Here is a 26,431-nt window from a genome sequence, read left to right as displayed (position 1 = left end):
CCCATGGGGCTGATCGGCGCGAGCGTGACCCGGCAGGAGGACGTCCGCCTGCTGACCGGGCGGGCGCGGTACATCGACGACGTACGGCTGCCGGGGATGCTGGAGGCCGCCGTCCTCCGCAGTCCCCTGCCGCACGCGCGGATCCTGCGCATCGACACCGCGGCGGCGGAAGCCCATCCCGGCGTGTACGCCGTCATCACCGGCGAGGACGTCCAGGCGATCACGAAGACACCCCAACCGGTGATCTGGTCGAATCTGCCGGACATGCGGACGCCGGAGACCCACGCCCTGGCCATCGGCAAGGTGCGCTACCACGGCCAAGGCGTCGCGGCCGTCGCGGCGAAGGACCGGGCGACCGCCGAGGACGCGCTGGAACTGATCGAAGTCGAGTACGAGGAACTCCCGGCCGCCGGCACGCTCGAAGAGGCGTTGGCGGACGACGCGCCGAAGCTCTACGAGGACTGGCCCGACAACATCGTCGGCACCGGAACCATCCCGATGGGTGACGTGGCCACCGCGTTCGCCGAGGCGGACGTCGTGCTCACCGAGTCGTTCCGCTTCGCCCGCCAGATGGGCACGCCGATCGAAACGCGCGGCGTGGTGGCGACCTGGGACCCGTTCACCGACCGGCTCGACGTCTGGCTCGCCACGCAGGCACCCAACCTCGCGCGTGAACTGTTCGGCGAGGTCTTCGGGCTCTCGATGGACCGGATCCGCGTGCGCACGCCCGACGTCGGCGGCGGCTTCGGGAACAAGTTCGACTTCTACGCCGAGGAAGTCGTCGCGGCGATCCTCTCGCGGCGCACCGGGAAACCGGTCAAGCTCATCGAGGACCGCGCGGAGAGCTTCGTCGCGAACGCGCACTCGCGCGAGCAGAAGATCGACGTCGAACTCGCGGCCAAGGACGACGGCACGATCACCGGCCTGCGCGCCACCGTGTACGGGGTCCTCGGCGGCGTGCTCGGGACCGTCGGCGCCAGCCCGTGCTGGACGACGACGGCCCTGCTGACCGGGCCGTACGCCATCCCGAACGCGGAACTCACCCTCGTCGCCGTGATGACGAACCGGTCCCCGTACGGCTCGTTCCGCGGTTACGGGCTGCCGAAGGCGAACTTCGTGCACGAACATCTGGTGGAGCAGCTGGCGAAACGGCTCGGCATGGACGCGCACGCGGTGCGGCGCAAGAACTTCATCCCACCGGAGGCGTTTCCGTATCAAGGCCCGGTGTTCGTCTACGACAGCGGCCGCTACGAGGACTGTCTGGATCTCTGCCTGAAGGCCGTCGAGGAAGCGGGGTGGGCGGAACGTCGCGGAGACGGCGTCGGCATCGGGTACGCGTTCCACAACGAACTGACCGGGTTCGGGCCGAGCCGGATCATCAACCTCGCCGGATTGGGGCATTCCGGATTCGACGAGGAGGTCGTGCGGGTCGACTCGACCGGCCACGTGACCGTCCACACCGGACTCTCCGCGATCGGGCAGGGCATCCACACGACGCTGGCGCAGGTGGCCGCGCACACGCTCGGCGTCCCGCTCGACCACGTCACCGTGCTCTCCGGGGACACCCAAAGCTGTCCGTACACCGGCTACGGCACGGCGGCGAGCCGAGGGGCGGCCGTCGGCGGCGCGGCCGTGCTGAACGCGTCGACCCGGCTGCGGGCGAAGATCCTGCGGGTGGCCGGGCACATCCTGGAGGCATCCCCCGACGATCTGTCCATTCAGGACGGTGTCGTCGCGGTGAACGGCGTACCCGGCAGGCAGGTCACCCTCGCCGCGATCGGTGACGCGGCGTACCGGCGGCTGAACGGCGTCTGGCCCGAGGACGAGACGCCGACACTGGAGGAACGCGAGGTCTACGACCCGGTCAACGTCGCGACCTCGTTCGGCTGCACCGCCGTCCTCGCCGAAGTCGACAAGGAGACCGGCGTCGTGACGCTGCTGGACTACCTGATCGCGCACGACTGCGGCACCGTCATCAACCCGACGATCGTGGACGGGCAACTGCACGGCGGCGCGGCGCAGGCGATCGGCGGGGCGCTGTACGAGGAACTGGTCTACGGCGCCGACGGGCGGATGGAGACCACTTCGTTCACCGGGTACCTGCTGCCGACCGCGACCGAGATCCCGCCGTTCTCCGTGTCGCATATGACGACTCCCGCCGAGCACGTTCCCGGTGGGTTCAAGGGAATGGGGGAAGCGGGGGTGATCGGCGGCGGCGCGGCGATCGCGCACGCCGTCGAGGACGCGCTGCGCGGACACGACGTGGACATCACCTCGCTTCCGATCACGCCGCCGCGGCTGCTGGCCGCGCTGAAGCGGGGAGCGGCCCGGTGAAGGCCGCGCCGTTCGAGTACTTGCGGGCTTCGTCGCTCGACGAGGCCATCGAAGCGCTGGGCACCCCGGACGCGCGGGTGCTGGCAGGTGGGCAGAGCCTCGTGCCGTTGCTGAACCTGCGTCAAGCGCGCCCGTCGCTGGTGGTCGACATCAACCGGCTCGACGAACTTTCCTTCCTGCGCAAGGAGAACGGGCGGCTGGAGATCGGCGCGCTCACCCGGCACCGCTCGGTCGAGACGTCGGCCGTCGTCCGGTCCGAAGTCCCCCTGCTCGCCGACGCGCTCGGCCACGTGGGGCACGTGGCCATCCGGAACCGGGGCACGATCGGCGGCAGTCTCGCGCACGCCGATCCGGCCGCGGAACTGCCCGCGGTGATGGTCGCGCTCGACGCCGATTTCACCGTCCGCGGCGCTTCCGGCGAACGGACCGTCGCGGCACGGGATTTCTTCCTCGGCCCGCATCGGACGGCGTTGGGCCGGGGCGAGCTGCTGACGCGGATTTCGGTGCCGTCGCATCGAGGTGGCTGGGCCGTCGAAGAACTGAGCAGGCGGAGTCGCGATCTCGCGCTGGTCGCCGTCTTCGCGACCGTGACGATGGCGGGCGAGGTCTGCGAATCCGCCCGGATCGCCGTCGCGGGCGCGGGTCCGGCACCGATCCGGGCCACCGCCGCCGAAGAGTCGCTCACCGGCGGGCCCGTTACCGACGACGCGATCGCCCTCGCCGCGGATCTCACCGCCGCGGCGACCGATCCGCCCGGCGACCTCCACGCACCGGCCGATTACCGGCGCGAGATGGCCGCGGTGCTGACCCGGCGGGCGCTCAGGCGAGCCAAGGAGGGCGCATGATCACGGTCACCCTGACGGTGAACGGCAGGACCTACCGCGCCGACTGCGAACCACGGCGGACGCTGGCCGATTTCCTGCGCCACGACCTGGGTTTCACCGGGGTGCACGTCGGCTGCGAACACGGCGTCTGCGGTTCGTGCACGATCACCCTCGACGGAGCGAGCGCGCGTGCGTGCTGCCTGCTGGCGGTGCAGGTGGACGGATCGGAGATCGTCACGGTCGAGGGGCTGGCGTCGGACGGCGAACTGCATCCGCTGCAGGAGTCGTTCCGGAAGCACCACGGGCTGCAGTGCGGCTTCTGCACGCCGGGGATGCTGGCGACGGCGACCGAGTTGCTGAAGGAGAACCCGGACCCGACGGACGCCGAGATCCGGCAGGCGATCTCGGGGAATCTGTGCCGGTGCACGGGCTATCAGTTCATCGTGGACGCCGTCCGGGACGCGGCCCGGTGAGGGATCACCACTACACCGCGCGCCCGATGTGGCATTGGGGACACCCGACGTCCCCAATGCCACATCGGGCGCACAGTCTCGTACTCCGGCCTCAGCCGACGATGTCGATCTCGAACTCCATGTTCGAGCTGTATTCGAAGTCGGCCCACACCGCGCCCGGCAGGTGGTACCGCCGGTGCGAAACCGTCTTCGGGTTGAATCCGGGCGTCTGCAAGGGATTGCCGCCGACGCCGACCTTGTCGCTGCCCCAGGCGTAGATGTTGCCCTGCCACACGGGCGCGTCGGTGACGCCGTCCCCGTCGACACGCGGGCGGACGATGATCGCGGCCGTCTCGCTGCCGGAGAGGAACAGCCGCACGGAGGTGGTCGAGGGACTGGCCGGAATGGTCCTGCGTTCCATGAGTTCTGTCGTCGCCTTCCGTTTCGGGGCGGCGCCGCCGCCGGTCAAGTGGGCGTTCGTGTAGGACTCGTTGAGATCGACACCGCTCGCGCGGATGCCCGAGATCTGGCCCGCGTCCGAATACTGGTGGATGTCGTACCGGCCCGCGGCCGGATCGGGTTTCGCGCCGTAGCGCGCGATCCAGATGACGAGATCCCGTACGCCGAACTGGTCGGGACGCAGCATCTTGGCGAGCGAGTTGTTCATGTAGATGCCCGGCCGGAAGCCGTGTCCGGCCACGCGATTGCAGAATCTGATCGAGAAGTCCCGCTTGCGCGAGTCGGGGATGTTCGGCGTCCCCGAACCCGGCGGGTTGTCCTCGAGGTCGAGCATCGGGACACATCCGGTCGCCCCGAGTCGCCGGACCTCCCCGATCAGCACGTCCGCCTGCGCCTCCGGCGAAGGACTCGCCTGGGCGTAGTGATATCCCCCCACCGGGATTCCCACGGATCTCGCCCCTGCCACCAACGCGTCGCCGGTGTTGCGGCCGCCGTTCGGGAGGCCTCCGCCGTCACTGAGCTTGACGAACACGAACGTCACGCCGTGATCCTTGACGGCCTGCCAATTGGTAACGGATTGAAAGCGACTGTAGATATCTATTCCCAGCGCCATCGTTACAGCCTGACGGGTGAACCAGTTGGACAAAAGGGCCTAGTGGGCGATAACTGGTTCGCCCGATTCGCCCTTTCGGGCGGCCCCTCCGTGGCTGACGCGGCTCACCCATGCCCGTACTGTGACCACCATGGCGTCTCGAAGCCCCTTTCGCTGGCTGACCCGGTGGGCGGACTGGTTCGAAGAGCGCGGCGTCTACGTCCCGGGCGAGGAGAGCCGGGCGGTCGATCCGATGCGCGATTTCGGCTGGCTGATCGTGGCCTGGGTGTCCGGTCTGGCGATCTTCATCCTGTTCTTCGCCTTCGCCGTCTGACCTGTCGCGGATGTGCCATCGAGGTGACGGCTGTCACTAGCCGTACCCTTCCGATCACGGATCGGCCACGGCTGTACACCAGGTGCGCCTCAACCCGGCCGTGCCGCTCCTCTCGGCTGCGGAAGACCGTCACTCTGGACTCTTCGGCACTAATACCTACCTCGAACGGCCCACCCGCACCTCCGACTGGAGTAACCGCACATGGCGCCCCCGCGCACCCCGAAGCTCTTCATCGCCGCCTGCTCGCTGATGCTGGCGGCCGCGTGCGGGGTCCCGGCACCGGAAAAAGGTGCCGCCGTGCTCGGCGCGGACGCCCCCGCGCAGGGTTTGGCCGCGACGCACGCGGAAGGCGACCTGGCGTTCGGCGCCCCGCACCGGTTCGCGACCGGCGTCACGATCTCCGTTTCCGCGCCGAAGTCGTTCCGCCCCAGCGCGTCGGCGTATCCGCAGAGTCCGCGCGCGGTGGCCTTCGGCATCGAGGTGACGAACGCGGGCGACGGCACGTACCGGCTCTCCGGGCTGTCCGTGACCGGTGAGGTCGACGGGGAGACCGCGACGGTCAAACAGGTCGTCGACCCGGTGCAGGGCTACAACGGCGTCGCGGACGCCGGCAAGGACGTGGCGCCCGGCCGGTCGGTCCACCTGAACCTGGCGTTCGCCGTTCCGGACAGGCCGGTGAAGCTGCGCCTGCAGGTGCGGCCGAGCCCGGCGGAGCCCGTCGCCGCGAAGTACTGCGGAAAGGTCTGACGCCGCCGGTTTCGCTACCGTGTGCGTCATGACCGAGCAGCGACTTTCCCCCGGCGACAAAGCGCCCGACTTCACCCTCCCCGACAGCGAGGGCAACGACGTCAAGCTCAGCGACTTCCGCGGCGAATCGGTCGTCGTGTACTTCTACCCGAACGCCGGCACGCCGGGCTGCACGAAGCAGGCCTGCGACTTCCGGGACAGCCTCGCGCAGCTCAACGACGCCGGCTACCAGGTGCTCGGCATCTCGCCCGACAAGCCCGCGAAGCTGGCGAAGTTCGTCGAGGCGGAAGGGCTGACGTTCCCACTGCTGTCCGACGAGGAGAAGACGGTCCTGAAGGCGTACAGCGCCTTCGGCGAGAAGAAGAACTACGGCAGGGTCTACGAGGGCGTCATCCGCTCGACGTTCGTCGTCGACCCCGAGGGCAAGATCGCGGTGGCGCAGTACAACGTGCGCGCGACCGGGCACGTCGCGAAGCTGCTGCGGGACCTCTCGCTCGCGTGAGCGTCGTGAGCGGCGTTTCGGGTTCTGACCCGAAACGCCACTCACGACCAACTCAACCGGCCAGCTTCCGCAGCTCTCCCACCAACGCCCGCAACGCCTTCCCCCGGTGCGAGGCTTCGTCCTTTTCGGACGGTTCCAGCTCCGCCGAGGTCCGCGTCTCCCCTTCGGGCACGAAGATCGGGTCGTAGCCGAATCCGTTGGCACCGCGGCGTTCCCGGATCAGCGAGCCTCGCCATTCCCCGCGCACCACGGTTTCGTCGCCGCCGGGGACGACCAGCGCGGCCGCGCAGACGAAAGCCGCGCCCATCCGCTCGTCGGGAGTGTCGGACAGCTGTGCCAGCACGAGGTCCAGGTTCGCCTCGTCGTCGCCGTGTTTGCCCGACCAGCGCGCCGAGAGCACGCCCGGCATACCGTTGAGCGCGTCGACGGTGATACCCGAATCGTCGGCGATGGCCGGGAGACCGGTCGCGGCGGCCGCGTCCTGGGCCTTCGCGAGCGCGTTGCCTTCGAAGTCCGGAGCGGTTTCGGGTGCTTCGGGGAACTCGGGAACGTCGGCGAGGCCGATGACCTCGACGCCCTCGATCCCCTCCGCCACCAGGATGCGCCGGAGCTCGCCGAGCTTCTTCGCGTTGCGGGTGGCGAGGAGCAGCTTGGTCACTTGGCGCCCTTCTTCTTGTCGGGGCGCGGCTCGGGGAGTTCGCCGGGGTACGGCAACGCGAGCGCTTCGGTCTGCAGACGGGTCAGTTCCTCGCAGCCCGCCAGCGCCACGTCCAGCATGGTGTCCAAAGTGGACCGCGCGAAGGTGGCGCCCTCGCCGGTGCCCTGCACCTCGATGAGGGTGCCCGCGTCGGTGGCGACGACGTTCATGTCGACCTCCGCGCGCGAGTCCTCTTCGTAGGGCAGGTCGAGGCGCACCCGGCCGTCGACGACGCCCACGCTCACCGCGGCCACCGAAGACGAAAGCGGCTGCGGGTCGGCGAGGCGGCCCGCCGCGCCGAGCCAGGTGACGGCGTCGGCGAGCGCGACGTAGCCGCCGGTCACCGCGGCCGTGCGGGTACCGCCGTCGGCCTGGATGACGTCGCAGTCGATGACGATCGTGTTCTCCCCCAACGCCGCCAGGTCGATGCAGGCGCGCAGGGACCGGCCGATCAGCCGGGAGATCTCGTGCGTGCGGCCGCCGACGCGGCCCTTGATGGATTCGCGGTCGCTGCGGGTGTTGGTCGCCGACGGCAGCATCGCGTACTCGGCGGTGACCCAGCCGAGGCCGGAACCGGCCCGCCAGCGGGGGACGCCTTCGGTGACGCTCGCCGCGCACAGCACCCGGGTGTCGCCGAATTCGATCAACACCGATCCCGCCGGCCACCGCTGAAAGCCGCGGGTGATCTTGATGTCGCGAAGCTGGTCGTCGTTCCTGCCGTCTTTTCTCGCCACGGCCGCCACTCTAGAACCCCGCGTCAGAGGTCGTAGACGGCGCCCTGCTCGACCAGCTCGGCCGCGGGGAACGCGACGGCCGCCTCGGCGAGGACGGCGTCCCGGTCGGTCCAGGGCGCGACGTGGGTGAGCAGCAACCGCCCCACCCCGGCCTTGCGTCCCAGCTCGCCCGCCTCCTTGCCGGACAGATGGACGCCGGCGGGCCGGTCGGGCGAGTCGGTCCACGACGCTTCGGACAGCAGGACGTCGACGCCGCAGGCGAGATCGGTCAGGGTGTCGCAGACACCCGTGTCACCGGTGTACGCGAGGGTCTTGCCGCCGTACGCGAACCGCAGGCCGAACGCCGGGGTCGGGTGGTCGACGGGGACCGCGGTGACCGTGAACGGCCCGATCTCCATCGGCTCCGGCCGCAGCGCGTCGAAGGCGAAGACGTCGGAAAGATCGGTGGTCGCCCGCTCGTCCTCGTTCGCTGCGTACGCGTGGGCGAGCCGCTCGTGCACGTCCGAGGGCCCGTACACCGGGAGCCGTCGCGGCCTCGCCGGATACGGCAGCGCCGGGTGGTAGCGGCGCAGCACGGTGAGCGCGCTGACGTCGGCGCAATGATCGGGGTGGAGATGCGAAAGGATCAGCGCGTCCAGGTCGAACGGGTCGCGCAGGGCCTGCAGCCTGGCGAGCGTCCCGTTGCCGAGTTCGAGCCCCAGGACGAACCCGTCCGCCTCGAGCAGATAGCCGGACGCGGCGGCGTCGGGCCCGGGGATGCTGCCTGAGCAGCCGAGGATCGTGAGACGCACTGTGACACCTTAAGCACGGAATCGGCGTTTTAGGCGCTGGTGGGAGCCAGCACACCCGGAGCGAAGCCCATGAACCGCTGAGCGAGTCTGGTGAACGGCTCGGCGGATCCGGTGGCGACGAACTCGTGCCGCGGCGGGGTGTCGCGCTCGGCGAGGAGATCGGCCTCGGTGAGGACGCGCACGAGGTCACGCGCGGTCTCCTCGGCGCTGGACACCAGCGTGACGTCCTGGCCCATGACGATCTGCAGCACCCCGGAGAGCAACGGGTAGTGCGTGCAGCCCATGACCAGCGTGTCGACCTGTGCGTCCAGCAGTGGTTCCAGATAGCCCTGCGCGAGCCCGAGCACCTGGCGCCCGGTGGTGATCCCGCGTTCGACGAAGTCCACGAACCGCGGGCACGCGACGCTGGTGATCTCGACGTCCTGCGCGGCGTTGAAGGCGTCGTCGTAGGCGCGGGACCGGACGGTGCCCTCGGTGCCGATCACGCCGATCCGCCCGGAACGCGTGGCGGACACGGCCCGGCGCGCGGCCGGGAGGACGACCTCGATCACGGGGACGTCGTAGCGCTCCCTCGCGTCGCGAAGGCAGGCGGCCGAGGCGGTGTTGCAGGCGATGACCAGCGCCTTCACCCCGCCTTCGACGATGTCGTCCAGCGCTTCCAGCGCGTACTGGCGTGCCGTCGCGATGGGAAGCGGACCGTACGGGTTGCGGGCGGTGTCGCCGACGTAGCGCAGTTGCTCACCGGGCAGCTGCTCCAGGATCGCCCTGGCGACGGTGAGCCCGCCCACTCCGGAATCGAAGACGCCGATCGGGGCGTCGGCGCTCGGCTTGGTCACACGGCGAGGCTACCGGGGCCCGCCGCCTTCCTGGCCTGGGACCTGTCGGCCCGCGCCATCAACCAGGCCGCGAACACCCCGGAAAGCGCGCCGAACAGGTGCCCCTGCCAGGAGATGCCCGTGTCACCGGGAAGCAGTCCCCAGAGCATCCCGCTCCAGATGCCCAGCAGCACCACGGCCACCAGGATCTGCCCGACGGCGCGGTTGAAGATGCCCCTGACCAGCAGGAACGCGAGCCAGCCGAACGCGACGCCGGACGCTCCGACGGTCACCGTGCCGCTCGGCGCGATCAGCCAGACGCCGAGGCCGGAGAGCACCCAGATGATCGCGGTGACCAGCACCCATCGGCCGATCCCGGCGGACATCGCGAGGAAGGCGAACACCAGCACCGGGACGGTGTTGGAGAACAGGTGCCCCCAGCCCGCGTGCAGCAGCGGCGCCCAGAGCACGCCGTCGAGATCGGAGACCTCACGGGCGACGATGCCCCCGCTCTGATCGAGGTCGAGGGGCAGCACGACGTCGACCAGCTCCACCAGGTAGAGCAGCGCGGTGAAGGCGAGCGCCACGACCGCGGCGGCCCTCGGGTTCGGCGGGAGGACGCGTTTGGCCGGATCCGTACCGGACGACTCGCTCGCCGGGACCGGCTGGGGAGGCAATGTGGTCACCACCCCAGGCTACGACGCGGATCGGCGGGGTCGCCTCCGTGAGAACCCTGATTTGTCGGTGGTGCCCGCTACGGTCGATCACATGGGGTTCCCTTCTTCCGAGCACGTCGACGTGCCCGCCTACCTCGCGCGACTCGGCCTCGAGCACGAGCCGCCGAGTCTCGACGCCCTTTTCCGCCTGCACGCGGCCCATGTGGAGCGCGTGCCGTACGAAGATCTTGAAGTCCAGCTCGGCCGGGTGACCTCGCTGGACCCGGCGGTGTCGTTCGGCCGGATCGCCGCCGGCCGCGGCGGCTACTGCTATCACCTCAATGGCGCGTTCTCGGCCCTGTTGGGGGCGCTCGGTTACCAGGTCACCCGGCATCCGAGCGGAGCGCAGATGCCGGGTGGGGAGGCAGGCATCCACCTCAACCACCTGGCCCTGAAGGTGACCGGGCTGCCGGAGACGCCCGAAGTCGGCTGGCTGGTCGACGTAGGGCTCGGAGACGGCATCCACGAGCCGCTCCCGCTGCGTGAGGGCGAGTACAAACAAGGCCCGCTGGTGTTCCGGATCCGGCCCTCGGAGGTCACGCCGGGCGGCTGGCGGCTCGACCACGACCCGCAGGGCAGTTTCGTCGGGATGGATTTCGCCCCGGAGACGGCCGTGATGGCCGACTTCGCCGAGAAGCACGTCGAGCTGTCGACGGCGGAGGATTCCGGCTTCGTCCGCACGCTGGTGCTGCAGCGACGCGACGCCGACGGCGTGGACTCGCTGCGCGCGCTGACCTTGACCGGCCTGCCGGGCGGCAAGACCGTGCTGGACTCACCGGCCGAGTGGTGGACGGCCATCGAGGACGTCTTCGGCGTGCCTCGCGGCGGATTCACCGGTGAAGAACAGGACAGGCTGTGGCGACAGGCCGTCGCCCAGCACGAACGTCACACCGCGGGAGGGAGTGAGGCCTTGCCCAGCGCGTAGTCCACGGCCGCTTCGGCGTGCAGCCTCGTCGTGGGGAAGGTGGGCACCGTGCTGTCTTCCGGGCCGACGAGCAGTTCGATCTCGGTGCAGCCGTAGATCACGCCTTCCGCGCCCGCCTCGACGAGTCTCGCGATGACCTCGCGGTACCGCTCGCGGGACTCCTCGGTGACCACGCCGTGGACGAGTTCGTCGTAGATGACCCGGTGCACCGTCTCGCGGTCGTCCTCGTCCGGCACGAGCACGTCGAGGCCGTGCGCGGCGAGGCGTTCGCGGTAGAACGGCTGGGCCATGGTGAAACCGGTGCCCAGGAGCCCGACGCGGTTGATGCCTGCGGCCTTGATGGCGACGGCCGTCGTGTCGGCGAGATGCAGGAGCGGGACGTCCAGACCGTCGGTGAGCCGGTCGGCGACCTTGTGCATCGTGTTGGTGCAGAGGACGACGAAATCCGCTCCGGCGGCTTCGAGGGCGCGTGCGGCGCGGTTCAGCTCCCGTCCGGCGTCGTCCCAGCGGCCCTCGGCCTGCATCGCTTCGATCTCGGCGAAGTCCACGGAGTACAGCACGGTGCGCGCGGAGTGGTACCCGCCGCGCAGCTCACGGACGCGCTCGTTCACCAGCCGGTAGTACTCGGCCGACGATTCCCAGCTCATCCCGCCCAGCAACCCGATGACCTTCATGCCCGCCATCGTGCCAGCGCCCGACCACCTCGGGTTTCGAGGCACTCCCCAAACGTCATGAAAGGGTCGTTCAGGACGTTTTCCGTCCTGAACGACCCTTTCATGACATCCGGTTGCCCCTCCCTAACGCTATGAAAGGTCCTTTCCTTGCAAATTTTGCAAGGAAAGGACCTTTCATAGCGCGCGCAGAGGGGGTCAGGCCCAGAGCTGCCCGTCGAGCCTTTGGGCCGCTTCGTCGAGCGAGCCGGAGTACGCGCCCGTCGAGAGGTACTTCCACCCCGCGTCGGCGACCACGAAGGCCACGTCGGCGGGCTTCCCCGCGGCGGCGGCCTTCTCGGCGACGGCCAGCGCGGCGTGCAGCACGGCACCGGTCGAGATCCCCGCGAAGATGCCTTCGTGCTCCAGCAGCTCACGCGTCCGGCGAAGCGCGTCGTACGCGCCGACGGAGTACCGGCCGTTGAGCACGCTGGCGTCGTAGAGCTCCGGCACGAAACCCTCGTCGAGGTTCCGCAGGCCGTAGACCAGCTCGCCGTAGCGCGGCTCGGCCGCGATGATCTGCACGTCCGGCTTCGCCTCGTGCAGGTAGCGCCCGACGCCGACCAGCGTGCCGGTGGTGCCGAGGCCGCCGACGAAATGCGTCAGCGTCGGCAGGTCCTTGAGCAGTTCGGGCCCGGTACCGCGGTAGTGCGCGTCGGCGTTGGCCGGGTTCCCGTACTGGTAGAGCATGACCCAGTCCGGGTTGGCCTCGGCGAGCTCCTTCGCCCGGCGCACGGCCTCGTTGGACCCGCCGGCGGCCGGGGAGAAGACGATCCGCGCGCCGTACGCCTGCAGCAGCTGCTTGCGCTCGGTCGAGGTGTTCTCCGGCATCACGCACACCAGGCCGTAGCCCTTGAGCTTCGCGGCCATGGCGAGCGCGATCCCGGTGTTGCCCGACGTCGGCTCCAGGATCGTGGAGCCGCGCCGGAGCGTGCCTTCACGCTCGGCGGCCTCGATCATCGCCAGCGCGGGGCGATCCTTGATCGAACCGGTCGGGTTGCGGTCCTCCAGCTTCGCCCACAACCGCACGTCGTGGGTGGGCGAAAGCCGGGGAAGGCCGACCAGCGGGGTGCCGCCGAGCGCGTCGAGCAGCGACTCGAAGCGAGCCATCGATCAGCCACCGGCCACGGCGGGCAGGATGGTCAGGGTGTCGCCGTCCTTGACCTCGGCCTCGAGACCACCGGAGAAGCGGACGTCCTCGTCGTTGACGTAGACGTTGACGAAGCGGTGCAGCTTCTCTTCCTTGACCAGGCGGGCCTTGAGGCCGCCGTGGCGGGACTCGATGTCGTCGATCACCTCGAGCACGGTCTTGCCGGTCGCCTCGACGGACTTCTCGCCGCCGGTGTGCGTACGCAGGATGGTCGGAATGGACACGGTCACGGCCATGGTTTTCTACCTCCGGTGGGTTCTCTGCAACGCAGACGTTCGGGCCGGTCCGGGTTATTCCCGGACGGGGCGGGTTCAGCCGATGATCTCGACGGGCTCCTCGGTGATCTCCCCGTCCACGATCCGGTACGACCGGAACTGATGCGAATCGGGGTCCTTGGTGGAAACGAGCACGTAGTGCGCGTCGGGTTCCGAGGCGTACGAGACATCGGTGCGGGACGGATAGGCGTCGGTCGCGGTGTGCGAGTGGTAGATGACCACCGGCACCTCGTCGTTGGCGTCCATCTCGCGGTAGAGCTTCAGCAGATCACCCGAGTCGAATTCGTAGAACGTGGGCGAGCGCGCCGCGTTCAGCATCGGGATGTACCGCTCGGGGCTGTCCGATCCTTCGGGACCGGCGATCACCCCGCACGCCTCATCGGGATGGTCACGACGGGCATGGGCGACGATCTCGTCGACGAGTTCACGGCGGATCCGGAGCACGTCGCCCATCTTAGGTGCTGGACAGAGCCGGTCCATACTCTGAGATTGCCGCCACTCACCCCCGCGTTTCGTCCTCTGAATGCGGTAGTCGCCCACGCAAGGACCGCATTTAGAGGACGAAACGCGTGGTCAGGAGAAGGCTTCGGGCCACACGTCCCGGTACGCCCGCATGTCCCCCGCCGAAGTGGCGGACAGCACACCGTGCACCATCGCCCGCCCGAACACCCGCGCGGCCGCCGAGCACAGCTTGTCCAGCACCAGCGCGCGCCGCGCCGCCGCGACGGGGCCCGCGCCCCCGGGAAGCTCCCGGTCGCCGGTCGCCAGCGCGAACACCGTGTCGCCGTCGAACATCGTGTGCGCGGGCCGTACCGCCCTGGCGAGGCCGTCCTGAGCGGCCACCGCGAGCCGTCGCGCCTCCGCCTTGGAAAGTGCCGCGTCGACGGCGACCACGCCGATGGTCGTGTTGAGCCCCGCGGCCTTCGCCTCGACGTCGCCGGGCCGGTCGGGCCAGCGGACGCCGAACTCGCCGTCGACCTCGTGATCCGCCGCGTAGGGCCGGCCGGTCGAGAGATCGACGGCCTCGCCGGCGGCGTTCACGGCGGCGACGACGCCGACGGTGAACTCGCCGACCTTTTCCGAGGCCGTCCCGATCCCACCTTTGAGTGATCCCGCCTTCGCTCCGGCGCCCGCACCGACGGTCCCCGACGGCACCGGGCCGTCCTTGGCCGCTTGGCACGCCGCGTAGCCGAAGGAAGCGTCCGGACGGTTGCCCCAGTCACCGCGCGGCAGGTCGAACAACACCGCGGCGGGGACGATCGGCACCACCTCGTGCGGCTGGGACCCCACCGGGATGCCCTGGTTCCGCTCGGCCAGCCAGCGCATGACGCCGTCCGCGGCGGCCAGTCCGTACGCGCTCCCGCCGGACAGGCAGATCGCGTTGACGTGCTGGACCAGGTTCTCCGGCTCCAGCAGGTTGGTCTCGCGCGTGCCGGGCGCGCCGCCGCGCTGGTCGACGGCCCCGACGGCGCCACCGGGCACCAGCACGACCGTCGTCCCGGTCGCCCAGCCGTCGCCGACCCGTTCGTGGTGCCCGACCAGCACGCCGGGGACGTCGGTGATCATGACGTCAGCGACTGGATGAGGGTCTCCTGCACCCAGGTCAGCCAGTGGTAGACGCCGAGATGCGGCGCGCGCGGATCGTCCTCGGGCAGTTCGTCGGGCATGTCCTCGGTGACGTCGAGCGCGGTGCCCAGCGCCAGCCGGACGTCGTTGAGCGCGCCCAGCCACGCGTCGGCCTGCTCGAAGGTCAGCCGCACGTTCCCGCCGTCACGCGGCAGGGTGTCCAGCACGATCTTCGCGACGCCGACCTTCTTGTCCAGCAGCTCGGGCTCGTGGATCGACCGCATCGCGGCGGCCGAGTCGATGTCCTCGCGGGTCGGGTTGTCCGGGTCGAGTTTGTGGAAGTCCGGCAGCAGCCGCGAAAGCACCGGGTCGTCCGGCGATTCGGTCGGGCCGGTGCGGATGCCGGTCAGCTCGGCGAGCTCGTCCTGCGGCGCCTCCTCGGCGCGCGCGGTGAGCATGTCCTCCAGCTGGCTGACCAGACCGCGCAGCACCGCGGCCTCCTGCTGCTCGAACCCGGCGACGATGGTCTCGCCCTTGCGGCGCCATCCGTTCATGAAGGCTGCTCCATGGTCGCCCAGAGGCCGGCCGCGTGGAGTTTCGCGACGTCGGTCTCCACCTTCTCCTTGGAACCGGAGGACACGATCGCCTTGCCCTTCTGGTGCACGTCGAGCATCAGCTTCGTCGCGTGGTCCCGGCTGTAACCGAACAGCTTCTGGAACACGTACGTCACGTACGACATGAGGTTCACCGGATCGTTCCAGACGACCGTCCGCCAGGGTTTGTCCTCAGAGACGACTTCTACTCCCTGTGGATCAACCTGCGTCTGCTCGGATGCGACAGGCGTGGACATGCACTCCATGGTGTCACGGGCCCGATCCGGTACGGGCTGGCAGGTCCGGCCATGTGGGTGAATAGGCTGGTGCCATGGGTTTCCCCGAGGCGGCCACTGGCGCCAGCACCGCGCTGCTCACCGACCACTACGAGCTGACCATGCTGGCCAGCGCCCTGTCCGACGGGACGGCGGACCGGCCTTGCGTCTTCGAGGTCTTCGCACGTCGTCTGCCCGACGGCCGCCGCTACGGCGTCGTCGCGGGCACCGGACGGGTCCTCGACGCGATCGCGGACTTCCGGTTCACCGACGCCGAGCTGAGCCAGCTGGAAGCGACGGCCGTGGTGGACGACGCCACACTTTCGTGGCTCGCGGACTACTCCTTTTCGGGGGACGTCCACGGTTACCCCGAGGGCGAGCTGTACTTCCCCGGCTCCCCGATCATGACCGTCACCGGTTCCTTCGGCGAGGCCGTCGTGCTGGAGACGTTGATCCTCTCGATCCTCAACCACGACAGCGCGATCGCGTCCGCGGCGGCGCGGATGTCGGGCGCCGCGCACGGCAGGCCGATCATCGAGATGGGCGGCCGCCGCACGCACGAGTACGCCGCCGTCGCCGCCGCGCGGGCCGCGTACCTGGCCGGGTTCGCCACGACCTCCAACCTCGAAGCCGGGCGCCGCTACGGCATCCCGACACGGGGCACCGTCGCGCACGCGTTCATGTTGCTGCACGACAGCGAGGAGCAGGCGTTCCGCGCGCAGGTGGACAAGATGGGTGCCGACACCACCCTTCTGGTGGACACCTACGACATCACCAAGGGCATCGAAACGGCCGTCCGGGTGGCGGGCACCGAGCTCGGCGCGATCCGCATCGACTCCGGCGACGTGGGCCCGCTGGCGCGCAAGGCCCGCGAGCAGCTGGACGCCCTCGGCGCCAAGGACACCCGCATCGTGGTGTCGGGCGACCTCGACGAACACGCGATCGCGGCACTGCGGGCGGAACCCGTGGACGCGTACGGCGTCGGGACCTCGGTCGTCACCGGTTCCGGCGCGCCGACCGCGGGGATGGTCTACAAGCTCGTCGAGGTCGACGGCAAACCGGTCGCGAAGCGCAGCGCGCACAAGGAATCCCGCGGCGGGCGGAAATCCGCGCTGCGACGGCACCGCGAGACCGGCACCGCCGTCGAAGAGGTGATCTGGACGGCCGCCTCGCCGGTCCCGGAACGGGGACCGAACGACCACGAATTGCAGATTCCGCTGGTCCGGGGCGGCCGGACGGTGGATGATTTGCCCACGCTGGACGACGCGCGCCAGCGGCTTCGGCGGGCGCTGGTGAGCCTTCCGTGGGAAGGCCTCAAGCTCTCGCACGGGGAGCCCGCCATCCCGACCGTATTCGTCTAAAGAGACTCAGGAGCAACACATGGGGACCGCCTTGATCGTGGTCGATGTGCAGAACGACTTCTGCGAAGGCGGGTCGCTCGGCCTGCCCGGTGGCGCCGCCGCCGCCGAAGCGATCTCCAAGCAGGCCGCGGAGGGTGGCTACGCGCACGTCGTCGCCACTCGCGACTACCACATCGACCCGGGCGACCACTTCAGCGAGACGCCGGACTTCAAGGACAGCTGGCCGCGGCACTGCGTCGCGGGCACCTCCGGCGCGTCGTTCCACCCCGCGCTCGACGTGGTCCCGATCAGCGAGGTCTTCTCCAAGGGCGAGTACACCGCCGCGTACTCCGGTTTCGAGGGCAACGCGCGCGACGGCAAGACGCTCGACGCGTGGCTGAAGGAGCACGACGTCACCGAGGTCGACGTCGTCGGCATCGCGACCGACTTCTGCGTCCGCGCGACGGCGCTCGACGCGGCGAAGGCTGGCTTCACCGTGCGGGTGCTGCTCGACCTCACGGTCGGCGGTTCGCAGCCGACGGTCGACGCCGCGCTCAAGGACTTCGACGAGGCGGGCGTGACCTACACCGGGAAGGCGCCGGTCCCCGCCGCATGATCCAGCACGACCTCCAGGACACCTTGATCGAAAACCGGCTCGTCGCGATCCTGCGGGCCGCGGACGCGAGCCGGTTCGCCGACGCCGCGACGGTGCTGCACGCGGCGGGCGTGCGGGTACTCGAAGCGGCGTTGACCACGCCGGGCGCCACGGACGCCATCGCGACCATCCGGAAGAAGCTCGGCGACGACGCGTACGTCGGCGCCGGGAGCGTGCGCGAAGTGTCCGATGTGGACAAAGCGGCGGACGCGGGCGCGATGTTCCTGGTCACGCCCACGGTGAACCCGCTGGTCATGGAGCGCGCGCACGAACGCGGGCTGCCGGTGATCTGCGGCGCGCTGACCCCGACCGAGATCGACCAGGCGTGGCGTCTCGGCGCGGCGGCGGTGAAGGTGTTCCCGATCGCGGCCGTCGGCGGGATCGCCTACCTGCGGGCGATCCGGGCGCCGATGCCGGACATCCCGCTCGTCCCGACGGGCGGCGTCCACCTGGCCGAAGTCGCGAAGTACCTCGAGTCGGGTTCGATCGCCGTCGCGGCCGCCACGCCGCTGATCGGCGACGCGCTCACCTCGAGTGGCTCGCTGACCGATCTCGCCACCCGGGCGAGTGAGTTCGTCGCCGCGGCCGCGAAGTACGTCTCGCGCACCTGACGCATTTCGTCCTCTGGATGCGGTACTTGCGTGTGCAAGGACCGCATTCAGAGGACGAAACGCGGGGCGTCAGGGCTTCTTCTTGCCGTACGGGTCGCAGCGCGCGGTCCCGAGGTAGATGTCGCCCTTCGCCGGTCCGCCGCCCTGCGGGAACAGCTTGATGTGCAGCATGTGCGTCACGAGGCTGCCGTCGGGCGGCGTCGGCGTGACGGTCTCGTTGACCGTGAGCGACGCCAGCGCCGTCCCGCCCTTGCCGCCGGAGATCGTCAGCCGGTAGTTCTGCGGGATGTTCTCCGGCAGCGTGAACCCGCTGACGTCACCGAACTCGATGTAGCCGAGGCTTCCGTCCTCGGTGGTACTGCATTTCGCCAGGAACGTGCGGACCTTGATCACCGGGCCGCCGAACCGCTTGAGCAGGGTCGTCTCGAAACGCCGCCCGGCCGCCTCGCCGATGGCCGCGGCGCCGTTGCGGCCACAGCGCGACTCGCCGCCGCCGAACCGGGCGAAGTCGCCGGTGGATCCGCCCTGGGTCTTCGCGTTCAAGGGGCCATCGACGTCGCACGGCGCCAGCTCGCCGGTGACCACGTGCTGGTCGCCGATCTCCACGTCGAGCGAACCGACCGACGCGGCCGCCGTCGCGGGCGCGGGTCCGGCCGACGCGATCGCCGGTCCCCCCGTCACCAGCGCCCCGGTCAGCATCGTCACCGACAACAGCCTCGAAACGGGTTTCCTCATATCCGGCAGCCTCCACCAACCGCCTGTCCCGTGCAGGGTCATGCCACCCGGTCGAGTGGATCGTGAGGTGCCCGACATTCGGTCCGCGCCCCGCCATCTGACGTTAGCCTCGGTTCACATTCGTGTACTCATAGGAGGTCTGAGTGTCTTCGCTGTCCGTGACCGGCACCCGCCCGGTTCTCGCCGACCTCGTTCCCGGCGCACTGGTCCGTGACGCGGTCCTGGTCGCCGGTGGTGCCGCCCTGACCGGTGTGGCCGCGCAGATCCTGATCCCGGTCCCCGGCTCGCCGGTGCCGATGACCGGCCAGACGTTCGCCGCCCTGCTGGTCGGCGCCGCTCTCGGCTGGAAGCGCGGCGCGCTGTCGATGGCGCTGTACCTCGCCGTCGGCGCGGCCGGGTTCGGCTGGTTCCAGAACGGTTCGTCGGGTCTGTTCGGCGCCAGCGCCGGCTACATCGTCGGCTTCGTGCTCGCGGGCGCCCTGGTGGGCGCGCTCGCCGGCCGCGGCGGTGACCGCACGCCGCTGCGCACGGCGGGGACGATGGTGCTCGGCAACCTCGCCATCTACTCGGTCGGTGTGCCGTGGCTGATGGCGTCGACCGGGATGGGTCTGTCGACCGCGCTCGACAAGGGTGTCGTGCCGTTCCTGATCGGGGACGCGCTGAAGATCGCCGTCGCGGCGGCGCTGCTTCCGGGCACCTGGGCGCTGGTCTCGCGCTTCAGCAAGGAGTCGTGACCGGTCCTTTCACCGCTCCACGAGCTGCCATGAAAGGTCCCTTCCTCGCAAATTTTGCAAGGAAGGGACCTTTCATTGCACGGGGCGGACGATCTTGACGGTGCCCCCGGCTATCGTCTTGTCCCGTGCCCACCCGTGCTGATTTCCCCGGTGTCCTCGAACTCCTGACCCACGCGGTCGAGTCCGTGGGCGGTGCCGAGCGCGAGGGCCAGGTCAAGATGGCGGACGCCGTCGGCCGCGCCATCCGCACCGGCGAGCATCTGGCCGTCCAGGCGGGCACGGGCACCGGGAAGTCGTTGGCCTATCTCGTCCCCGCGATCCGGCACGCGGTCGAGAAGGAGGCCACGGTCGTGGTCTCCACGGCCACCATCGCGCTGCAGCGCCAGCTCGTCGACAGGGATCTCCCCCGGTTGGCGAAGGCGCTCAAGAAGCCCCTCGGCCGCGAGCCCACCTTCGCGATCCTCAAGGGCCGCCGTAACTACCTCTGTCTCCACCGGCTCGATTCCGGCGCCCCGGACGAGCCGGAAGACCAGCAGCTGTTCGACCCGTTCGCCGTCTCCCGGCTCGGCAAGGAGGTCACCCGGCTGCGGGAATGGTCGTCCGACACCGAAACCGGTGATCGCGACGAGCTGGTCCCCGGCGTTTCGGACCAGGCGTGGCGCCAGGTGTCCGTCACCGCCAAGGAATGCCTGGGCGCTTCACGCTGCCCCATCGGCACGGACTGCTTCGCCGAGCGGTCCCGCGCCGAAGCGGGCAAGGCCGACGTCGTGATCACCAACCACGCCCTGCTGGCGATCGACGCGCTGCAGGGCTATCAGGTGCTGCCCGAGCACGATCTGGTGATCATCGACGAGGCGCACGACCTGGTGGACCGCGTGACCTCCGTGGCGACCGGCGAGCTGACCAGCGGCATGGTCTCCGCCGCCGCCCGGCGCTGCGGGAAACTGGTCGACGACGAGGTGGCCGATCAGCTGCTGGAGGCGAGCGACGGGCTGGCCCTCATCCTCGACGACCTGCCCTCGGGCCGCATGGACTCGCTGCCCCAGGCCCTCACCGGCGCGATCCCCGCGGTCCGCGACGCCGCGCACCGTTGCCTCACCTCGCTCGGCAAGGACCGCAAGGAGGACGTCGACGAGGCCACGGCCCGCAAACTGGCGCGTTCACTGCTCGAAGAGGTCCACGACACCGCCGTCCGGCTGCTCGAGGCCTTCGACGACGACAAGGCGCATCAGCGTGACGTCGTCTGGCTGACCGGGGATCGCTTCTCCACGAATCCGCGCCCGCCCGCGCTGAAGGTCGCTCCGCTCGGTGTCGCCGGCCTGCTGCGGGAGCGCGTCTTCAACCAGCACACCACCATCCTCACCTCGGCGACGCTGACGTTGGGCGGCACGTTCGACACGATGGCCCGGCAGTGGGGTCTCCCGCCCGGCGGAGCCAGGGTCGAGAAGGCACCCGGCGCGGCGACGGACAAGGCCGCGCCCGCCGACAGCGACGACGCCGACGGCCCGAAGTGGACCGGCCTCGACGTCGGTTCGCCGTTCGACCACAAACGCAACGGCATCCTCTACCTGGCCAAACACCTGCCGCCGCCGGGCAGGGACGGGTTGCAGCCCTCGACCATGGACGAGCTGGCCGAGCTCATCGAGGCCGCGGGCGGGCGCACGCTCGGCCTGTTCTCCTCGATGCGCGCGGCCAAGCAGGCCACCGAGGAGATGCGGGAGCGGCTCGACCTGCCGATCCTCTGCCAGGGCGACGACGCCACCGGCCTGCTGGTGCAGAAGTTCTCCGAGGACGCGCGCACCTGCCTGTTCGGCACGCTGTCGCTGTGGCAGGGCGTCGACGTGCCCGGCCCGTCGCTCCAGCTCGTCGTGGTCGACAGGATCCCGTTCCCCCGCCCGGACGATCCGGTCTCGTCGGCGCGGCAGCGGGCCGTGGAAGCCAGGGGCGGCAACGGATTCCTCACCGTCGCGGCCACGCATGCCGCGCTGCTGCTCGCGCAGGGCACCGGACGGCTGCACCGTTCGGTGACCGATCGCGGAGTGGTGGCGATCCTGGATTCGCGGCTGGCCACCGCCCGCTACGGCGGATTCCTGCGTGCCTCGCTGCCGCCGTTCTGGCCGACCATGGACCCGAAGGTCGCCCGCGACGCGCTGCGCCGCCTCGACGCGGCCGCCCCGGCCTGAGTGGCCTGGAACACGGCCGAGTACCGTTAACGGAACGCCGAAGACAGGGAGAACCGGTTGTCCCAGGAGTCGCCCAACGCACAATCCCGGACCGTCAGCGTCGATGACACCGGAGTGCGGCGCCAGCTCGCGGACGGCAGCGAAGAAGCCGTCACGTGGTCCGAGCTGTCCGCGGTGGTGGTCAGAGTGATCCCTGAAGGCCCGTGGAAGGAAGACGTCTTCTTCATGCTCGCGGGCGCCGACGGGAAGGGCACCGCGATCCCCAGCGGCGACCCGGCCGCCGACGCGCTGATCGAGCGGCTGCAGACGCTGCCCGGCTTCGACAACGAGAAGTTCATCGAGGCCATGACCACCGACGCCGACGAGGCGTACGTGGTGTGGAGCTCCGAAGGCCACGCCGCCAAACACTGAGCCCGAGCGCCATGAACGGTCCGTTCCTTGCAAATTTTGCAAGGAACGGACCGTTCATGGCATCCGGGGGAGCTTCACGAGGTCGGGAAGCTTTCCGTGACCGGGATGCCCTTCTTCAGCGTCCGGCTCACAGTGCACAGCCGCTCGATGGCGCGATCCACCGCCGCCGCGAGTGCCTCTCGATCAGCGGCGGGCAGCGAGGACACGTCGACGTCGAAAGCCACGTGGACGGCGTCGAGCTCCGAAGCACCTTCGCGCCTGTCCGCGGTCACGCCGACGCGGAACTTCGAGTCCTCCCCGATCCGGCGCGTGATGAGGTTCTCGGCGGTGACGGCCGAGCAGCCCGCCGCCGCGATCTGCAGCAGTTCGGCCGGAGAGAAGGCGCCCTCGGCACCTTTGCGGCCGATCACGACCTCGGCACCGCGTTCGTTGCGGCCGATGAAGCGGTGCTCACCGTCGCGCTGGACTTCCAAAGACACGGTGTTTCCTTTCAGAGTGGCGGCAGCCTCGGGGCGATCTCGCCGGCGAGCCGTTCCGCGGCCGGGCACATCTCCTGCGGCGGCTTGACCTTGTCCGCGACGTAGATCTCCACCGTCTCGATCATGGCACGACCGTCGCCGGTGAAGCCCCGGTGCGGGATCTCCGCCTGACAAGCCTTCCATTCGGTGGAGATCTCGACGAAGGCTTCCCGCGATCCGAGAGCGACGCGTCTGCCGTCGTCCTCGAACGGCGCCCGCTCCCGTTCGAACCGGACCGTCACCTCGGTCTCGCGATGGTTCCAGTAACACTCCCAGTTGCCGAAGACCGGATCCGGCGTCGCCGGGCCGCCGACGATCGCCTGCGGCAGGTTCCCGCCCAGCGCGCAGGCGTCGAGACTTCCGAGCGAACCGGCGGGGAACGGCGCGGGACGCCGCTCGACCGGCTCCCGGTTCAGCACGCTCACCGCGTGCGTGGCCACCGGATCGACGTAGTCGCACAGATGCGCGTGCCAGTTCTTGATGTGCCGGGCGTGCACCCACACCTGGTTGCCGTCCGGCAGCGGGATCCCCCGCGCGCACTTGTCTTCCGAGTCGCTCGGCACCTCGCGCACGATCAGCTGCCCCGGCATCGGCTTGTCCAGCAACGGTGACGTCGGCGTCGTCAGCTCGAGCCGGATGTCGACGACGTCCTCGGCGTCGGGGCTCAGACGCAGCCGGACACCGCACGCGTTGAAGTTGCCACCGGCGCTGTCCAGTTCCGGTGTCCCGAGATGGTTCAGCACGGACGGATCCACCAGCGCGCACGGATCCGCCGTCCGCCGGTCCCCGATCAGCTCGGACGGCGGGTCCGCCGCGATCGACGCGGGCTCCCTGGTGGCGAAGAACAGCGCCCCGGTCAGCACCAGCACCGCCACGACGGCACCGATCGCGAGCGCGCGTTTCGGCACGTGGAACCGTCGCGTCCGGACGGGACCGTCGACGTCCGCGACCTCGGACAGCAGTTCGGCGGCGCGGACGGCGTTCGGCCTGCCCGCCGGCCTGCGCCGCAGCAGTTCGGTCAGCGCGGGCGCCAGCGGCCCCGCCCGCCGGATCGGCTCCAGCGTGTACGCCGTCGCCCGCCGGAGCTGCACGAACGGGCCCACGTTCGCGTCGCCCCACACCGAGGTGCCTTCGACGGCGGCGAACAGGGTCGCGCCGAGCGAGAACACGTCCGCCGCCGCGCCCGCCTGCCGCCCTTCGGCCATCTCGGGCGCGACGTAGCCCGGAGTGCCGACGTCGAGACCGCCGCCTGTGCGGGTCACCTCAGCCCATTGCGCGATGCCCAGGTCGGTGAGTTTCGCGGTGCCGTCTTCGGCCACCAGGACGTTGCCCGGTTTGAGGTCGCGGTGGACCATGCCCTTTTCGTGCATCGCCGCGAGCGCCGCGGCGAGCTGGACGCCGATCTTGGCCACCTTGCCGGGCGGCAGCGGCCCGTCGGAGTCGATGACGTCGGCGAGGCTGCGCGAGGGCAGGTACTCCATCACCAGCCAGCGGTCGTCACCGTCGATCACGGCGTCGAAGACGGTGACCACGTTCGGGTGATGCAGGCCGGCGCCGATCCGCGCCTCGCGCCGGATCTGACCGCTGTCGCCCGCCTGCGAACGCTTGAGGGCGACGACCCGCCCGAGGTCCAGATCGGTGGCACGCCAGACCACGCCCATACCCCCGGCGCCGATCCGCTCCTCCAAGCGATAGCGCCCGGCGATCAGCCGGTCACCCATGCGGGGAGTATAGGAGGCTAAGCCCTTTGGGCTATGACCGTGACGGTTCCGGGATCTACTTCGGTGAACCCGGCGTCCCGGACCGCGACGACCCCGTCACGACGCCACGAACCTTCGGGATCCTCGACCGGGCAGAGTGCCTTCCAGGTCGCCACCGGCGGAGTCCGCACCGAACACCGGAACCCGGTCGCGGCCCACGCGGCCAGTTCGGCTTCGTCCAGCACCGACGCCAGGATCATCGTCGCGTGCCCGACCTGTGCGGCGCCCTTGCCGACTGTCATCGAGACCTCGGGGTTCAGCAGCAACCGCGGGAGGCCCTCCGGCGCGGGCCCCGGCTCGTCGGCGGGGAGTTCGCTGCCGGAGATCTGCAGCCGCAAGACCTCTTTCGGAGACTCCACGACCCGGCCGGGCAGCAACGCCCGCGCCTCGGCGCCGTCGACCTCGACCGTGATCCCCGGCAGTTCCTGGACCGCCTGCCAGTGCGCGCCGCGCGCCCGCCGGGCGACCTTGCGGATCCGGCCGTCGACCCACGCCTTGAGCGGGTCGTGCCAGTCGCCTCCCGGCAGCGCGCGTTCGTCGAGGCAGACCGCGACCGCGGCCGCCGCGGCGGCCTCCAGCAACGCGGTCCGCGACGGCGGTTCGGCCCGTTCCATCCGCAGGATCACCGGCATGGCGCGGACCTCGGCGGGATCCTCGTCCGAGGTGTCCACCGTGCTTTCCGCGGGGAGGCCGAGCCAATGGGCGTAGCGCGCGGCCAGCGGCTCCAGCACGCTCATGGCCGGGAAAGCTCGAGACCGTCGGCCGCGTCGGCCGCCTCGATCTCGGCCCTGGTGACGCCGAGCAGGAACAGCACGGCGTCGAGGTACGGGTGGGATAGCGCGGTGTCGGCGACCTCGCGCAGCGCGGGCTTGGCGTTGAAGGCGACACCCATTCCGGCGACCGACAGCATGTCGATGTCGTTCGCCCCGTCACCGACCGCGACGCACTGCTGCAGCGAGATCTCGTACTCGTCGGCGAAGCGGCGAAGCGCCTTCGCCTTGCCCGCGCGGTCGACGACCTCCCCGACCACCCGGCCGGTGAGCTTGCCGTCGACCACTTCGAGTTCGTTCGCCGCGGCGAAATCGAGGCCGAGGTCGTCCACGAGGGACTGGATGATCTTGGTGAACCCGCCCGAGACGACACCGCAGCGGAAGCCCATCCGCTTCAGCGTGCGGATGGTCGTGCGCGCGCCTGGGGTGAGCTCGATGGACGCGGCGACCTCGTCCAGCACCGTTTCGGGCAGCCCTTCCAGCAGCGCGACGCGGCGTTCCAGCGACTCGCCGAAGTTCAGCTCGCCGCGCATCGCGGCCTCGGTGATCTCACGGACCTGCGGTTCGACCCCGGCGTGCGCGCCGAGCATCTCGATGACCTCGCCCTGGATGAGCGTGGAATCAACGTCGAAGACCACCAGGCGCTTGGCGCGGCGGGCGAGCCCGGCCCGCTCGACCGAGATGTCGATCCCGGCCTCGACGGCGGCGTCCGCGAGCGCGGTGCGCAGCGCGGCGTCGGCCTCCGGGGTGTCCTGGGCGAGCGAGGCGTACAGCTCCAGCCCGGTCACCGGGTAGTCGGCGACACTGCGGATCGAGTCGATGTTGACGTCCAGCGCGGCGAGCCGGCGTGCGACGTCGGAGAAGGCGCGCGCGGTCACCGGGCGGCCGAGCATCAGCAGGACATGCGTCGAGTCCTTCTGGCCGATGGCGAACGGGTCGGCGCCGATGGCCGAGCCGATCTTCACCTCGACCTGCATCCCGACCGACGCCATCGCCTGCTCGACGTACTCCTGCAGGCCTTCGGGGTCGCGGTAGACGCCGGCGAGCACGCCGAGCACCAGCTGGCCGCGGATGACGACCTGCTCGACGTCGAGGACGTCCACGTCATGGCGCGACAGCACGGCGAACAGCACCGAGGACACACCCGGCTTGTCGGGTCCGGTGGTGGTGATGAGAACTGGTGTCTGCGTCACGAAGGTCAGTCTCCCTCAGCCGGCCATGAA

General features: G+C 70.1%; 31 protein-coding genes. 13 read left to right on the top strand and 18 right to left on the bottom strand.

Features of this window, described 5'->3' with window-relative positions; translation table 11 throughout:
- The first annotated feature begins 3 nt into the window (after positions 1 to 3).
- From DMC64_RS18200 to DMC64_RS18190, 3 genes are read left to right on the top strand one after another with little or no spacing between them, the layout of a single operon-like run.
- Positions 4 to 2,334: a xanthine dehydrogenase family protein molybdopterin-binding subunit gene (locus tag DMC64_RS18200; protein WP_125734469.1), complete on the top strand. Its 2,331-nt coding sequence runs from the start codon at positions 4 to 6 to the stop codon at positions 2,332 to 2,334.
- On the top strand, positions 2,331 to 3,179 hold the full coding sequence (locus DMC64_RS18195) for a xanthine dehydrogenase family protein subunit M (protein ID WP_125734468.1): 849 nt from the start codon (positions 2,331 to 2,333) through the stop codon (positions 3,177 to 3,179). The genes DMC64_RS18200 and DMC64_RS18195 overlap by 4 nt, the downstream gene beginning before the upstream one ends.
- Positions 3,176 to 3,631: a (2Fe-2S)-binding protein gene (locus tag DMC64_RS18190; RefSeq protein ID WP_038509022.1), complete on the top strand. Its 456-nt coding sequence runs from the start codon at positions 3,176 to 3,178 to the stop codon at positions 3,629 to 3,631. The genes DMC64_RS18195 and DMC64_RS18190 overlap by 4 nt, the downstream gene beginning before the upstream one ends.
- Positions 3,632 to 3,722: 91 nt before the next feature.
- On the opposite strand, the gene DMC64_RS18185 is transcribed toward DMC64_RS18190, so the two are convergent.
- Positions 3,723 to 4,682, bottom strand: coding sequence for a glycoside hydrolase family 25 protein (locus tag DMC64_RS18185; protein ID WP_255432639.1), 960 nt, complete (start codon positions 4,680 to 4,682; stop codon positions 3,723 to 3,725).
- A gap of 130 nt (positions 4,683 to 4,812) precedes the next feature.
- Here DMC64_RS18185 and DMC64_RS18180 point away from each other — a divergent pair, with 130 nt between their 5' ends.
- The 3 genes from DMC64_RS18180 to bcp all read left to right on the top strand — a co-directional run bounded on the left by DMC64_RS18180 (position 4,813) and on the right by bcp (position 6,244).
- The gene (locus DMC64_RS18180) at positions 4,813 to 4,995 is read left to right on the top strand and encodes a hypothetical protein (RefSeq protein ID WP_007028251.1); all 183 of its coding nucleotides are present in this window, start codon (positions 4,813 to 4,815) and stop codon (positions 4,993 to 4,995) included.
- 201 nt (positions 4,996 to 5,196) lie between these two features.
- Positions 5,197 to 5,742 carry a hypothetical protein gene (locus tag DMC64_RS18175; RefSeq protein ID WP_037341534.1) on the top strand — a complete coding sequence of 182 codons (546 nt, stop codon included), beginning with the start codon at positions 5,197 to 5,199 and terminating at the stop codon, positions 5,740 to 5,742.
- Between the two features lie 28 nt (positions 5,743 to 5,770).
- The gene (gene bcp / locus DMC64_RS18170; RefSeq protein WP_037341533.1) at positions 5,771 to 6,244 is read left to right on the top strand and encodes a thioredoxin-dependent thiol peroxidase; all 474 of its coding nucleotides are present in this window, start codon (positions 5,771 to 5,773) and stop codon (positions 6,242 to 6,244) included.
- 52 nt (positions 6,245 to 6,296) lie between these two features.
- On the opposite strand, the gene rdgB is transcribed toward bcp, so the two are convergent.
- Genes rdgB through DMC64_RS18145 form a run of 5 tightly spaced genes read right to left on the bottom strand, consistent with a single transcriptional unit; the run spans position 6,297 to position 9,967 of the window.
- On the bottom strand, positions 6,297 to 6,902 hold the full coding sequence (gene rdgB / locus DMC64_RS18165; RefSeq protein WP_125734467.1) for an RdgB/HAM1 family non-canonical purine NTP pyrophosphatase: 606 nt from the start codon (positions 6,900 to 6,902) through the stop codon (positions 6,297 to 6,299).
- Complete coding sequence (rph, locus tag DMC64_RS18160; protein ID WP_037342521.1) at positions 6,899 to 7,675, bottom strand: ribonuclease PH; 777 nt, start codon at positions 7,673 to 7,675, stop codon at positions 6,899 to 6,901. Before rph ends, rdgB begins: the two co-directional genes overlap by 4 nt.
- A gap of 23 nt (positions 7,676 to 7,698) precedes the next feature.
- On the bottom strand, positions 7,699 to 8,466 hold the full coding sequence (locus DMC64_RS18155; RefSeq protein WP_125734466.1) for an MBL fold metallo-hydrolase: 768 nt from the start codon (positions 8,464 to 8,466) through the stop codon (positions 7,699 to 7,701).
- A gap of 29 nt (positions 8,467 to 8,495) precedes the next feature.
- Entirely contained in the window at positions 8,496 to 9,302 is an 807-nt protein-coding gene (gene murI / locus DMC64_RS18150) for a glutamate racemase (protein WP_007028257.1), read from the bottom strand.
- Positions 9,299 to 9,967: a rhomboid family intramembrane serine protease gene (locus tag DMC64_RS18145; RefSeq protein ID WP_370324232.1), complete on the bottom strand. Its 669-nt coding sequence runs from the start codon at positions 9,965 to 9,967 to the stop codon at positions 9,299 to 9,301. The genes murI and DMC64_RS18145 overlap by 4 nt, the downstream gene beginning before the upstream one ends.
- A gap of 82 nt (positions 9,968 to 10,049) precedes the next feature.
- Between DMC64_RS18145 and DMC64_RS18140 the strand changes: the two genes are divergently transcribed.
- Positions 10,050 to 10,922: an arylamine N-acetyltransferase gene (locus tag DMC64_RS18140; RefSeq protein WP_125734465.1), complete on the top strand. Its 873-nt coding sequence runs from the start codon at positions 10,050 to 10,052 to the stop codon at positions 10,920 to 10,922.
- Here DMC64_RS18140 and DMC64_RS18135 read toward each other — a convergent pair.
- From DMC64_RS18135 to clpS, 7 genes are all read right to left on the bottom strand, one after another.
- Entirely contained in the window at positions 10,883 to 11,596 is a 714-nt protein-coding gene (locus DMC64_RS18135) for an aspartate/glutamate racemase family protein (RefSeq protein ID WP_125734464.1), read from the bottom strand. The genes DMC64_RS18140 and DMC64_RS18135 overlap by 40 nt on opposite strands.
- A gap of 195 nt (positions 11,597 to 11,791) precedes the next feature.
- Positions 11,792 to 12,742: a PLP-dependent cysteine synthase family protein gene (locus tag DMC64_RS18130; protein ID WP_037341526.1), complete on the bottom strand. Its 951-nt coding sequence runs from the start codon at positions 12,740 to 12,742 to the stop codon at positions 11,792 to 11,794.
- 3 nt (positions 12,743 to 12,745) lie between these two features.
- Entirely contained in the window at positions 12,746 to 13,018 is a 273-nt protein-coding gene (locus DMC64_RS18125) for a MoaD/ThiS family protein (protein ID WP_005165659.1), read from the bottom strand.
- A 75-nt stretch (positions 13,019 to 13,093) separates the two neighbouring features.
- Entirely contained in the window at positions 13,094 to 13,510 is a 417-nt protein-coding gene (locus DMC64_RS18120) for a Mov34/MPN/PAD-1 family protein (RefSeq protein ID WP_016336788.1), read from the bottom strand.
- A 120-nt stretch (positions 13,511 to 13,630) separates the two neighbouring features.
- A complete protein-coding gene (locus tag DMC64_RS18115; RefSeq protein WP_125734463.1) occupies positions 13,631 to 14,623 on the bottom strand; it encodes a P1 family peptidase in 993 nt (330 codons plus the stop codon).
- Positions 14,620 to 15,177, bottom strand: coding sequence for a DUF2017 domain-containing protein (locus tag DMC64_RS18110; protein WP_007028265.1), 558 nt, complete (start codon positions 15,175 to 15,177; stop codon positions 14,620 to 14,622). The genes DMC64_RS18115 and DMC64_RS18110 overlap by 4 nt, the downstream gene beginning before the upstream one ends.
- Positions 15,174 to 15,473 (bottom strand): ATP-dependent Clp protease adapter ClpS, encoded by a 300-nt coding sequence (gene clpS, locus DMC64_RS18105; RefSeq protein WP_005165655.1) that lies wholly within the window; start codon positions 15,471 to 15,473, stop codon positions 15,174 to 15,176. The genes DMC64_RS18110 and clpS overlap by 4 nt, the downstream gene beginning before the upstream one ends.
- 74 nt (positions 15,474 to 15,547) lie before the next feature.
- On the opposite strand from clpS, the gene DMC64_RS18100 reads away from it, so the two are divergent.
- From DMC64_RS18100 to DMC64_RS18090, 3 genes are read left to right on the top strand one after another with little or no spacing between them, the layout of a single operon-like run.
- Complete coding sequence (locus DMC64_RS18100) at positions 15,548 to 16,852, top strand: nicotinate phosphoribosyltransferase (protein WP_037341518.1); 1,305 nt, start codon at positions 15,548 to 15,550, stop codon at positions 16,850 to 16,852.
- A gap of 19 nt (positions 16,853 to 16,871) precedes the next feature.
- Complete coding sequence (locus DMC64_RS18095) at positions 16,872 to 17,447, top strand: isochorismatase family protein (RefSeq protein WP_016336791.1); 576 nt, start codon at positions 16,872 to 16,874, stop codon at positions 17,445 to 17,447.
- The gene (locus DMC64_RS18090; protein WP_125734462.1) at positions 17,444 to 18,097 is read left to right on the top strand and encodes a bifunctional 4-hydroxy-2-oxoglutarate aldolase/2-dehydro-3-deoxy-phosphogluconate aldolase; all 654 of its coding nucleotides are present in this window, start codon (positions 17,444 to 17,446) and stop codon (positions 18,095 to 18,097) included. The genes DMC64_RS18095 and DMC64_RS18090 overlap by 4 nt, the downstream gene beginning before the upstream one ends.
- A 69-nt stretch (positions 18,098 to 18,166) precedes the next feature.
- Here DMC64_RS18090 and DMC64_RS18085 read toward each other — a convergent pair whose 3' ends face one another.
- The gene (locus DMC64_RS18085; protein WP_037341511.1) at positions 18,167 to 18,832 is read right to left on the bottom strand and encodes a hypothetical protein; all 666 of its coding nucleotides are present in this window, start codon (positions 18,830 to 18,832) and stop codon (positions 18,167 to 18,169) included.
- Between the two features lie 143 nt (positions 18,833 to 18,975).
- Here DMC64_RS18085 and DMC64_RS18080 point away from each other — a divergent pair, with 143 nt between their 5' ends.
- The 3 genes from DMC64_RS18080 to DMC64_RS18070 all read left to right on the top strand — a co-directional run bounded on the left by DMC64_RS18080 (position 18,976) and on the right by DMC64_RS18070 (position 22,160).
- Entirely contained in the window at positions 18,976 to 19,566 is a 591-nt protein-coding gene (locus tag DMC64_RS18080; RefSeq protein WP_125734461.1) for a biotin transporter BioY, read from the top strand.
- 125 nt (positions 19,567 to 19,691) lie between these two features.
- Entirely contained in the window at positions 19,692 to 21,749 is a 2,058-nt protein-coding gene (locus DMC64_RS18075; protein ID WP_125734460.1) for an ATP-dependent DNA helicase, read from the top strand.
- A gap of 57 nt (positions 21,750 to 21,806) precedes the next feature.
- The gene (locus DMC64_RS18070) at positions 21,807 to 22,160 is read left to right on the top strand and encodes a hypothetical protein (RefSeq protein WP_037341500.1); all 354 of its coding nucleotides are present in this window, start codon (positions 21,807 to 21,809) and stop codon (positions 22,158 to 22,160) included.
- Between the two features lie 74 nt (positions 22,161 to 22,234).
- Here DMC64_RS18070 and DMC64_RS18065 read toward each other — a convergent pair whose 3' ends face one another.
- The 4 genes from DMC64_RS18065 to serB are packed head-to-tail and all read right to left on the bottom strand — an operon-like array spanning position 22,235 to position 26,401.
- Complete coding sequence (locus DMC64_RS18065; protein ID WP_125734459.1) at positions 22,235 to 22,639, bottom strand: OsmC family protein; 405 nt, start codon at positions 22,637 to 22,639, stop codon at positions 22,235 to 22,237.
- Between the two features lie 11 nt (positions 22,640 to 22,650).
- Positions 22,651 to 24,399: a serine/threonine-protein kinase gene (locus DMC64_RS18060; RefSeq protein WP_125734458.1), complete on the bottom strand. Its 1,749-nt coding sequence runs from the start codon at positions 24,397 to 24,399 to the stop codon at positions 22,651 to 22,653.
- A 17-nt stretch (positions 24,400 to 24,416) separates the two neighbouring features.
- Positions 24,417 to 25,175, bottom strand: a complete 759-nt coding sequence (locus DMC64_RS18055) for a peptidyl-tRNA hydrolase (RefSeq protein ID WP_125734457.1) — start codon at positions 25,173 to 25,175, stop codon at positions 24,417 to 24,419.
- Positions 25,172 to 26,401, bottom strand: a complete 1,230-nt coding sequence (serB, locus tag DMC64_RS18050; RefSeq protein ID WP_005165636.1) for a phosphoserine phosphatase SerB — start codon at positions 26,399 to 26,401, stop codon at positions 25,172 to 25,174. The genes DMC64_RS18055 and serB overlap by 4 nt, the downstream gene beginning before the upstream one ends.
- Positions 26,402 to 26,431 lie beyond the last annotated feature (30 nt).

This window comes from Amycolatopsis sp. WAC 04197, assembly GCF_003947475.1.
GTDB lineage: Bacteria > Actinomycetota > Actinomycetes > Mycobacteriales > Pseudonocardiaceae > Amycolatopsis > Amycolatopsis japonica.
Note: the sequence above shows the minus strand (reverse complement) of the source record. Positions and strands in the feature narration are given on the sequence as shown.